Annotated in this window: 10 protein-coding genes; 3 read left to right on the top strand and 7 right to left on the bottom strand. The window is 46.1% G+C overall.

What is annotated here, in order from left to right:
• Positions 1 to 118 precede the first annotated feature (118 nt).
• The 5 genes from QUA42_RS18675 to QUA42_RS18655 all read right to left on the bottom strand — a co-directional run bounded on the left by QUA42_RS18675 (position 119) and on the right by QUA42_RS18655 (position 4,464).
• A complete protein-coding gene (locus QUA42_RS18675; protein ID WP_333139006.1) occupies positions 119 to 577 on the bottom strand; it encodes a hypothetical protein in 459 nt (152 codons plus the stop codon).
• 135 nt (positions 578 to 712) lie between these two features.
• Positions 713 to 955 (bottom strand): hypothetical protein, encoded by a 243-nt coding sequence (locus QUA42_RS18670; RefSeq protein ID WP_333139004.1) that lies wholly within the window; start codon positions 953 to 955, stop codon positions 713 to 715.
• 137 nt (positions 956 to 1,092) lie between these two features.
• Positions 1,093 to 1,620 (bottom strand): GNAT family N-acetyltransferase, encoded by a 528-nt coding sequence (locus QUA42_RS18665; protein WP_333139003.1) that lies wholly within the window; start codon positions 1,618 to 1,620, stop codon positions 1,093 to 1,095.
• 42 nt (positions 1,621 to 1,662) lie between these two features.
• Positions 1,663 to 3,765: a glycosyltransferase family 39 protein gene (locus tag QUA42_RS18660; protein WP_333139001.1), complete on the bottom strand. Its 2,103-nt coding sequence runs from the start codon at positions 3,763 to 3,765 to the stop codon at positions 1,663 to 1,665.
• A 120-nt stretch (positions 3,766 to 3,885) separates the two neighbouring features.
• Complete coding sequence (locus tag QUA42_RS18655) at positions 3,886 to 4,464, bottom strand: hypothetical protein (protein WP_333138999.1); 579 nt, start codon at positions 4,462 to 4,464, stop codon at positions 3,886 to 3,888.
• A 360-nt stretch (positions 4,465 to 4,824) separates the two neighbouring features.
• Between QUA42_RS18655 and QUA42_RS18650 the strand changes: the two genes are divergently transcribed.
• Positions 4,825 to 5,157, top strand: coding sequence for a DUF565 domain-containing protein (locus QUA42_RS18650; protein WP_333138997.1), 333 nt, complete (start codon positions 4,825 to 4,827; stop codon positions 5,155 to 5,157).
• Positions 5,158 to 5,359: 202 nt separating this feature from the next.
• A complete protein-coding gene (locus QUA42_RS18645) occupies positions 5,360 to 6,499 on the top strand; it encodes a glycerate kinase (RefSeq protein ID WP_333139010.1) in 1,140 nt (379 codons plus the stop codon).
• A gap of 232 nt (positions 6,500 to 6,731) precedes the next feature.
• On the opposite strand, the gene QUA42_RS18640 is transcribed toward QUA42_RS18645, so the two are convergent.
• A complete protein-coding gene (locus QUA42_RS18640) occupies positions 6,732 to 7,097 on the bottom strand; it encodes a hypothetical protein (RefSeq protein ID WP_333138995.1) in 366 nt (121 codons plus the stop codon).
• A 327-nt stretch (positions 7,098 to 7,424) separates the two neighbouring features.
• Between QUA42_RS18640 and QUA42_RS18635 the strand changes: the two genes are divergently transcribed.
• Positions 7,425 to 7,952 carry an orange carotenoid protein N-terminal domain-containing protein gene (locus tag QUA42_RS18635; protein WP_333138993.1) on the top strand — a complete coding sequence of 176 codons (528 nt, stop codon included), beginning with the start codon at positions 7,425 to 7,427 and terminating at the stop codon, positions 7,950 to 7,952.
• 249 nt (positions 7,953 to 8,201) lie between these two features.
• Here the strand turns inward: QUA42_RS18635 and QUA42_RS18630 are convergent, their stop codons facing one another.
• The gene (locus QUA42_RS18630) at positions 8,202 to 10,070 is read right to left on the bottom strand and encodes an ATP-binding protein (protein WP_333138991.1); all 1,869 of its coding nucleotides are present in this window, start codon (positions 10,068 to 10,070) and stop codon (positions 8,202 to 8,204) included.
• Positions 10,071 to 10,423 lie beyond the last annotated feature (353 nt).

Below are 10,423 nucleotides of genomic sequence, written 5' to 3'. Positions count from 1 at the left end.
ACGTCAATATACTTACACACAGAAAATTATTTAGGATTGTTTATAAATATAGAAAATCATTTAGGATTGCTATAGCTTTAAGCAGATGTTAGTACGTCGAAATATTGATTAAGCATTTCTATTTCAGCAGCGGTGGTTCTTTGTTATTCAAAATAGCCCATGCAGCAGTAATTTGCCATTGATAGGCGGCTCGCGAATCGTTTCCAGATGCTGTTAAGGCGCATTCTGTTGCACCATATGCACTACTGGCCGCTGCCTCAGCAGGTGCAAGGAAATATGATGGATAATCGAAATATCTCATACCTCCATCTATATAATCGCAGGCAACCCCCATTGAAGCGTTTTTGGCATTTTCCTCTGTCGGTTGCTTAAGCCATTGATTGGCTAAGGAGATGAAGTAGCGTTCTCCATTATCTTTCTCTTCGGGTGGTAACTGTTTAGAGACGTAGTATATAGTTTGTCTCACAACTGCCTCCTTAAAGCTGAGTTGCTGCTTTTCGCTCATCAGTTTGACTAATCCATTCAAGTCACCTGCTTGGTAAGCATTTTGTGAATCGTGTTCAGGTTGGTTGTTCATTTAAAAGAAACATTGCCTTTTAGAAAGCGTGAAATAACATGATAGATGGTAAAGCGATTCGCGCTCAGACGTTCTGGGAAATGACAGTATTCACATAAATAGCTCGCTCTTTCTCGAACCGCCTGTCTCGTCGGATCACTGATTGACATCTTGAGCCGCCATCATTGCATTGATGTGGGTAAAGATACGATCTAATTCCTCAATAGCGTCGAGTTCCGCTATCTCTTCTGCCATTAGTTGTTCTGCCTTCTTCGTCTCTAATAATTGTTCCATCCGCTGTTGCAGCGGTTCACTAAATTTGAACAACTTCCACCGAGCGACTTTTTCAATGTAAATCTCATGGACTAACGAGGAGGGTTTGTTGAGAATTGAAACCATTGTAGGCTCCGACTTTCGGGTTTTAGGTAGTGACTAGATTATAGCTTTTATTCAACCTGCCAGATTTAATGTTCCAACCGAGAACCTTCAAATTACCGCCAAAACCAGTGGCTTAAACAGCCAAACGGCGTTACAGTTCAAGTTGGATGATATTCATCCCTGCTTATTTGCCATCGCCATATCTTGCCTTCTTCAGGATCGTCCACCTCTGCAATGAACTTCATTCCCACTTTTTGCAACACCCTATTCGACGCATTTTTTTCAGCTAAAGTGTGAGCGATGACTGCTTTCACCTCCTCGTGAGCGAAAGCATAATCGATCATTCCCTGTACCACCTCAGTTGCAAATCCGCGATTCCAATATTCGGAAGCAATTTCATAACCTATCTCTATAGTCCCCGACTCATCAGGTGAGCCTTTGAAACCTCCATTGCCGACAAGCACTTCATTTTTTGGATGAATAAAGAAGTAGCTGTGCCAGTCAGTTGGAGGCGGATTGGATTCGCAAGCTTCGTCAGCAGGGAGGGAAAATGCTTCCGGGAAAAGAGGCCAGCTATTAGGCACTATGACATTTAAAATTGCTGCAAGGTCGCTTTTACTTCGTAAGAAAGCTTCTATGTGAATCCTTTCTACGGCAAGTAGTTGAAGATTCTTAGTTTTAATCATTTTTCTACCTTGTTTAACAAGTAGGAACTCACACTATAGGCACTATCGAAACGCTTGTCTCGGCACCCTGGCGAGTTGGTAAGCGCCCCGAGTGTCCAACAATTGATATTGATTTGGCTGCAATCCTAATTGCACAAATTTCTCTGGATATCCCAGCAGCAAAATAGAGGGAGAAGTTGAGTTTTTAGATTGCTTAATGTAGTCGATCGCCTTTGTGACAGCTCGGTAGTAAGTCACCGGCTCTTGGGTATAAAAAACCAGACTTGGTTTCCAGAAACCAACCATAATAAACTCTTCCCCCGGCAGTTTTTGTTGAACCGCAACCTGTGCTAACTGTCTCAGAGGTAATTGGCGGTTGATATCAACGACTTTGTAGGCCGGAGTAAGACCAAAGATGATAAATGCTACTAACCCGATGAGGTTAGCAACCAAAATCCAGCGCTGTTGCCGCTTCCACAGTAAAAGTGCGATCGCCACCGCTGTAATTATCCAAATCGTACCGCCGACAATCAGCAATCCCGACTGCTGAATTGCTTGGGGAAAATTGGGCATTGCCGGGTCGTCTCCCAGCCAGTTGTAGCAGTAGAAAGTTGCTCCGGCTATAATTAATAAAAATACGACATTAAAAATGTATGTAACTAACAGCCCTCGCGGTAAAGAATTCGGTTTTGTTTCTAACTTTGCCCGCCTGTTTTCGGGTTCGTTGCCTGCAATAATATCGCTCCACAGCAGCGTTACCAAAATCGCAGCGGCGGGGATTAAAGGCAATACATAACTCGGCAATTTTGTCACGGCGATCGTAAAAAAGCCAAAGATGCAGCCGAACCAAAATAAGGCAAATAAACTCAACTGAGCCGATCGCGGTTGACGACGCCAGTAACTGCGCTGCCAAAAACGGGTGCGGGCGATCGCCACCGGCAAATAAATCGACCAAGGTGCAAAACCAACTAGCACTACAAAAAAGTAAAAATACCAAGGCGCCGAGTGCTTGTTGACTACCCCAGTAAAACGCTGGAAATTGTGATAGCCAAAAAAGCTGTCAATATAAGTTTGACCGTTGGCTAAAATAACCAAAATGTACCAAGGCAGGGCGATCGACAGAATAATTAGGATTCCCGACACCGGACGCATTTCGCGCCAAAGTTGCCGAAAATTTCCTAAATAAAGCCCGAAGCTGCCAACAATCAGCGCTGGCACGACAATTCCCACAGGCCCCTTAGCCAGAATTGCTAAGGCAATTAGTACGTAAAAAGTCAGATACCACTTATTGGGAAATCGGGAAGCGGAAACGGGAGAAAATTCTGCTTTTTCTCTCTGTTCTTCTAGAGTGTAACCGAGAAAAAATGCGAGAAGTGCCGAACACATACAGCCGACTAATAGCATATCTGAAACGCCAGTCCGTCCCCAGGCAATAGTTTGGGGATTTAAAGCTATTAGGGCCGCACCAATCCAAGGAGTAGAAAAAAAGATTGGGAGATTGGGGGAGTGTCCGAGGGGGGGAGTGTCCGAGGGGGGGAATTTTGCTTCTTCCTCATTCTGTCTTCCTTCTTCCTTCTTCCTTCTTCCTTCTTCCTTCGATAAGGTATAAAATCCGAGGCAAGTCAGACCGATCGCACACAAGGCCGAGGGAAGGCGCACGGCCCATTCGTTAACGCCCAGAGTGCGGTAAGCCACCGCCATCAGCCAGTAAATCAACGGCGGCTTGTCAAACCTGGTTTCGCCGTTGAAATAAGGAGTGATGATATCTCCTGTCACCGTCATTTGACGGGCGGCTTCGGCAAATAACGGTTCGGTTTCGTCAACTAAACCGATGTTGCCGAGATTCCACAAGAAACCTACCCAGGCGATCGCGAACAGCCACAACAGCGACAGCAGCAAAGGTGCGATCCTCTTCGAGGGCTTCGCTAACGGGCGATTCCTAAACTCTGACAAATTTTTAATAACTTCCTTCACCCAAACTTCCTGCGATTTTAGATTTAAAATTTTAGCTCGCATAGAGAGTCTACCGAAAGATTCGCATTCTCGAAACTCCCAATTCGATCGAATCCGGTTAAATAGAGATGTTGCACCCTTCTCCACAAGGCTTTCATGGGCGGGCTCTCCTACCCGCCCCACAAGAAAATTCACTCTTTGTGGAACAGACATCTTGCCTGTTCCTTATAATGATGCCGCTATCTGAGGTTAACTCCCATAGCGGCACCATTCTCAATAAAACCGTATCAATCCGCTTTCTTGACCAAAATCTCGGCACCTGCAGCTAAGCGTTCACGGCTGCAAAATTAATTGCCATTCTCGGGCTGTGCTGTTCCAAGCGGGCGAGGCTGTCTCCCCGGCGACGTAAGGCCCCCAGTAGTGGCGAGAACCATCCTGAGCAAAAACCACTAAAATATCTCCCCGTTTGACTTGTAACTTGCCCTCCGGCAGCGATAGCATCAGTCCCTTGTCGCCACCTTCTCCGGGCGCAAAATCCCAGTGCGCGGGTTTGCCGTAGGATTCCTTGGCTTGCCGTTTCGACAGCAGGGCCACTCGCACTGGGTGTTCGCTGCGGTTGCTGACGCGCAGACTGCCGGCGGCTTTAGTATTTGCAGGGATTGAGGAAAGCAATTCCTCCTCTGATTGTGGGGGGGTTGGTGTTGAGTCGGGCTTGGGGTCGCTGGCGGTGTCTGCAGAAGCTGTCGCGACTGGGGAAACGGGGGGTATGGGGGGGAGTGCGGTGGCTTGTGAGGGCCAATCGCTCGACTGATTTGAACCGTTGGAGATAGTGATTTCAAAACGCCCTAGAAACATTCCTGTAATTAGGACGATCGACACTCCAATTACGATCTGGTAAATTTTAAGATTCATAAATTTTAGGCTTAAAGGATAGACTGCACCCGCAATGAGTCTTCACTATTTTTAATGTAAAACCAGGGGCTGCTGTGCCACAAGATACAGTTACACTTAATTACTTGACCGTTCTCGGCTATAGCTCGCCGATCGCTCAATACCATCTTAGATGTTAAATTTTATATTTTAGATGGCGACATACTCACCCCGGTAAGAATTTGAGGTTGGTCAGGAGGGGAATTTGTTGACTCATCGGTCTAGCTTTTATACCAGTTGAAAAAAAGAGTGCCACTATAGACCCGTACTCCCAATCCCAACAGTCATCAGTCATTCCGCATCTCCAATCTCAAATCTCACATCTCAAATGGTATAACTTTTATGCAGAATACCCGAATTAACAGATTAATTGATGTTCTGGGCGATCGCTTCCGAGGCTGGCTGAGCAATCCTTGGCGGCGGATTTCGCTCCTGCTAATTAGCCTGCTGTTCGGCACTTTTTTGGGAACAGCTATTTCGACCATCGCGGGACAATCTGCCGATTGGGATATTATCGCGGCCGGGCTGTTGGTGTTGTTGACCGAGTTGGTGAACTGGCTGGTTTACGGCGGCCCCCGGCCTGCGGCAGGTTCTTTGTGGGTGGAGATGCTCAATGCTCTGAAAATTGGTCTGACTTACAATTTATTTGTCGAGGCTTTCAAACTAGGTTCTTAAAAAATGGTGAAATATTTGTCTGCTGTAGATAGTATTTACATAAACGTGTTCTTAAAAAATTTTAATTTGAACTAGGGTCGGAATTTTTGAACTCTCCACGACCGGAGTTGGGGCTTGTATCCGTTTTGATTGGGGTCAAATATTTGTCAATTGCAGATAGGATTTGTACAAAACCCGCTTTGGCATCAAGAGTTTTGAGAAGATGGATCGATCGACTGTAACCCCTGTTGAAATTTTACATCGGTGGCAAGCCGGCGAGCGCCCGATCGCTCCCGACTTCGATCGACTGGCTTTTTGCGAACTTGCGGATGATGTGCGATCGCGCGCTTTTGGGATTACTCCTGACACTGTAGCCGATGTTGTCCGCTGCAAAACCGATTTATTCTTTTTTCTTCTTGACGAACTGCATACTTTCCCCCTAAAGTCAACTATTTTTCTCGAAACTTTGTGGAATCTGTGGCTGCCGCTGGGCATGCAATTATCGACTGCAAAACAAAGTTTAAACCGTCCTTTAATTCAAGGAATTTTAGGAGGGCAAGGAACGGGAAAAACTACTTTATGCCAAGTTTTGAGGCTGATTCTGGGAAAATTGGGATATTCTACTGTCAGCCTTTCATTAGACGATATTTATAAGACTTATGCCGATCGCCAACAACTTCAAAAATCAGACCCGCGTTTAATTTGGCGCGGCCCCCCCGGCACTCACGATATTGACTTGGGAATCGCAGTTTTAGACAAGTTGCGCGGTTCTCAAACTCCCAATTTAGCAGGAGTTGACAATCCCAAATCTGATGCCCTCCAACCGGATATAATTAATAAAAATATAGAAATTCCCCGGTTTGACAAATCTGCCTATGGAGGTGCAGGAGATAGAAGTCAACCAGAAATTATTTCCGGTGCGGATATTGTACTTTTTGAAGGTTGGTTTGTCGGTGTGAATCCGGTGGTTGATGCCAAATTAAACGAGTTTTTGGCGGGAGCACCGTTTCCGATTTCTACAGAGGGCGACTGTCAGTTTGCGCGCGATATGAATGCCAAGCTGCACGACTATCTGCCGCTGTGGAACCGATTAGATCGGTTGATGGTTTTGTATCCCCAAGATTATCGCATTTCTCAAGTCTGGCGCAATCAGGCGGAACGGGAAATGATGGCGGCCGGGAAGTCGGGAATGTCAGAAGCCCAAATTAATCGGTTTGTCGAATATTTCTGGAAAGCGCTGCATCCCGAGTTATTTATTAACTCGATGCTGGAGGGCGATGGGGTGGATTTAGTAATTGAAATTTTGGGCGATCGCACTGTCGGCAAAATTTATCGGGCGCTCGACTTAAAATTAAGCGATTAGAAAGACTTCAAACTAACGATTTGAGGACACAACAAAGTTGTGTCCCTACCCTATTGCAGCCTTTAAGGACACAACATTGTTGTGTCCCTACTGTATTGCAGCTTATCGTGCATTCACTTAACAATTCAGGACTTATGCACCAAGTGATTTGACGCGCGAATTATAGGGGTAAGGCGCGCCATCAGCACCCTACAATACAGGGCTTTTGCATTGAGGATGGAGAATTTCTAAATTAACTGCCAGGAGTCCCAAGATCGATCGCTTTGTCGATCAAATCGTCGGTAACATTGCCCGGTGTACCTGCTGGGGTAACGTCATGAGCCATCGAACGAAAATCAGCGGGATTACCGCTTGTATCTGTCGGCTTTGCGGTATCTTTAGGAGTGGGAATAGGAAATTTAGATGCAGTTGCAGCGGCGGCAGCTTGAGCGCCGGCACCCGTGCGATCGATGTCACTAACGCTGAATTCTTTGGAAGCTTCGTAGTCTGCTGATACATCAACGGTCGGCAACTTTTGTTCTCCAGCTTCCGCGCTTTCAGTTATCTGCTGAGCGTCAAAGTTTTCAATGTTATTGACTTCTGTATTCATTTCAGACATAGCGGACTCCTTGCTAGTTTTATTTAAAATTCACTGTATCAATTATTACTTGAATTCCAGGCTTTTTCATCTACCCGCAGATGTATCGTTGGCTTCTATCTTAAGGATGATTTATTCTAGGGTAGTGCCTTAACATTACATTACTTTCCGAAAAGAATGCAGCTTTAGGCAAGCTCCCAACCCATACATACTAAGCCATTCCCCATTATTTAATCTCAAATCTCAAATCTCAAATCTCAAATCGTATTACCTCTCGGGGATGGTGACTTGCACTTACAAATCTTGATACTTATATATTCTGGAAACATTTTTTAAGGAATTTTATTTATGAACTCACCCGCCGCGACCAATCCTCACTCACTCTCCAACGACACTCAAAACATCGTTCAGGCAATCAACGGGTTGGGTACAGATGAAAAACTGGCGCTGCTCTATTTTGTTTATGAAAAAATGGGAGACTCAGTTACACCAGCAGCTCCCGCCGCCGCCGACCCACAATTAGCTCCCATGCTGCTCGATGATTTTTACAAGCTTTCCCACGACCAACAACTGAATATAATGCGCGGTATTGTCAACCGCGACGACACGCCGTATTCTCACGCTTACGGAGCTTTAACTGCTAACAATCAGTTGGTGGTTTGGTATGCTTGGGCTATTGGTATGGGAGAAACAATTGTCGATATCCCCGAAGGATATGAGGCAACTGAGGCTGTCAATGGCGTGTTGGGTCAAATTGAAGGTCTTGATTTTGAACAGCAAATTTCGGTGCTGCGCGACGTAGCTAATAATATGGGCTACACCGATGTTAAACCAATTGCTACTCAGGCGGAAGTAGGGAAAACTTCTAGTCTTTAAATAAGAGTCTGCTGTTGCAAGCTATCCTACACAAACTCTCCTCCTAGCAGAGAGGGACTCAAGAATAAAGGAATTACCCAAAACCTCTATATGTAGGGTGCGCCGAGGCGCACCCTACCGCTATAATTAGTAGGTAAAACCTTTTTTTGCTCTTAGTCCTATTTATTCTTTCGTGTCTTACAGAGGCACGAAAGTTTTTGTATGAGCAATGACAACCGGCAATTCTGATAAGTATAAAAAGGTTTTCAGTCAGCAAATGAGTTTTTTAGGGTAAATTTTTCGCGGGAATTCCATCCGAAATATCGAACCTTTGTTGGGTTGACTTTCGGCAGTAATTGTACCCTCGATCATCTTGACTAAAGAAGCAGAAATAGCTAGTCCTAAACCAGTGCCGGGATATTGGCGAGTTGTACTTTGGTCGCCTTGGTGAAACTTGTCGAAAATGTGGGGAAGATCCTTTTCACAGATGCCGATTCCTGTATCCCGAACGGTGATAATTAGCCGATCGCAATTTAATTCCCGCACCTCAATGTAAATGCTGCCCTCATGTGTGAATTTAACCGCGTTGGAAACGAGATTCACCAAAATTTGCCGCAGGCGCAACTTGTCATTAACTATAAACTGATCCTGCAAGCAGACGCTGACGGACATTGCCACGTTCTTATCGGTGGCTTGATTTCCGAATTCCAGGGCGACATCCATTACTAAATTCGCTAAATGAAATTTTTCAATTTTTAATTCTGTGCGGCCGCTCTCGATTTTGGAGAGGTCGAGGATATCGTTAATTAGCAGTAGCAGGTTTTTGCCGTTATGTAAAATGCGCCCCACCATTTCTGTTTGCTGGGCGCTCAGCAGTTGTTTGTGCTGGCGCAGCAGCAATTGGGAAAAGCCGATAATCGAATTCATGGGAGTTCGCAATTCGTGGGACATGATGCCCAAAAATTGCGATTTAAACTTCGCTGCTTCTAGCAGTTGCAATTTTTGCTGTTGAATGCGTCGCCCCTGATTTTCCAGTTCTTCCTGCTGGCGAATTAGCAGCTCGTTTTGCAAGTCTAAAAGCTGTTCCTGTTTTTTTAATATTTCGAGCCCCCGCGCGCTGTTAATCGCGATCGCAGCTTGTTTTCCCATCACCGCCAGCAGTTGCTGAGTATGGGCGTCAAGGGCCGTGCTGTCTTTCCCGTTGCCGATGGCCAACACACCCAAACGCCCGCTTTCCCCCGACTCGATCGCCGCAGCACAAGCCGCCGCCGGCAGCAAACCGTCGCTAGATTCCGACCGAAACAGTACAGACTCTCCCGTCGCAAATGCTTTCCACAGCAGCTTGTTTTGCAAGTGCGGGGTTTGGCCCCCAGCAAAGTTTTCCGTACCCCCGACAGCGCTGAGTTTGAGGCCGCTGCAATCGCACTCCAGCAGAGCAACTAGGCAAAATTCAGCTCCTGCGATCGCCTCTACAGTCGCGTCCGCGATGGCTTGCAACAACTGACCCAAATTACCCACGCCCTTGCTCACCAGATTTGTAAACCGATCAATCGCGTGCAAATCCCGCCCTCTGTCCCTTGCCGTCCGGGCTTCGCACAACTTTTCTGCTGTGAAATTGGCTTCCGAGGGCACTTGATGGGGGAAAAATTCTGGTTCTGCTTGGGGAGCAACTTGAGTTTGTTGGCTCGCGTCCATATCTGTATAGGTTCCCACCCATTCCAAAACTTCCTGACTGTCTGGATTAGCGGGCGTTCCTCTGGCCACATTCCAGCGGTAAGTGCCCTCTCGCGTCCGCAGACGAAATATAATTTCGTAACTTTGTGGCGGGAACTTAGAAGGGTGCGATCTCGCCAACAGACGAGAACGGTCTTCTGGGTGGATCTGCGCCAGATAGCCGAAACCCAAAGCTGCTGCTGCTGGTACCCCCGTATAGTCCTCCCAGCGCTGACCTAAATAAGTCACCCAGCCGTCGGCATATGCTTTCCAAACTATGTGAGGATTTGCCTCCCACAGGCGATCGTCCTGAGTTTCACAGTCGCAAAGTTGCGGTTGGGGGGATGTTATTTCAGATACTTTGTGTAAGATTTCAGAGTCGGAAAACTCCGACTGAAAAGACTTATTGCCGTGATACTGACTCATAACAGGTTATATAAATAAGCATTGGACTTGAGCCCTAACACCGGCTAAAGACTCGTGCTGCTAGCTTTATTGATTTTGACGGCCCAGGTGCATCAAAATTTTTTATACTTTAAATTTATCTGGGTAGTGGTATCTTTACCTCTATCAACGGGCGGACAAGGAGATAATTCAGTTAAAATGTTGAAACATTGAGAGCTGAACTGTCCCCATCGGGCTCGTGCAGGCATCGCCGCAAAATAACTTAAAAATTAACTTGCATTCTTGGCGGCTACATGAGTATGCTTAAAAATGATGTGCAGCCTGTAAAACCCTAAATCAGGACACATTCTCAAATTTTCTCAGTTTAGCTGAGT

The sequence above is a fragment of the Microcoleus sp. Pol11C2 genome, assembly GCF_036701505.1.
Lineage (GTDB): Bacteria > Cyanobacteriota > Cyanobacteriia > Cyanobacteriales > Microcoleaceae > Microcoleus.
Note: the sequence above shows the minus strand (reverse complement) of the source record. Positions and strands in the feature narration are given on the sequence as shown.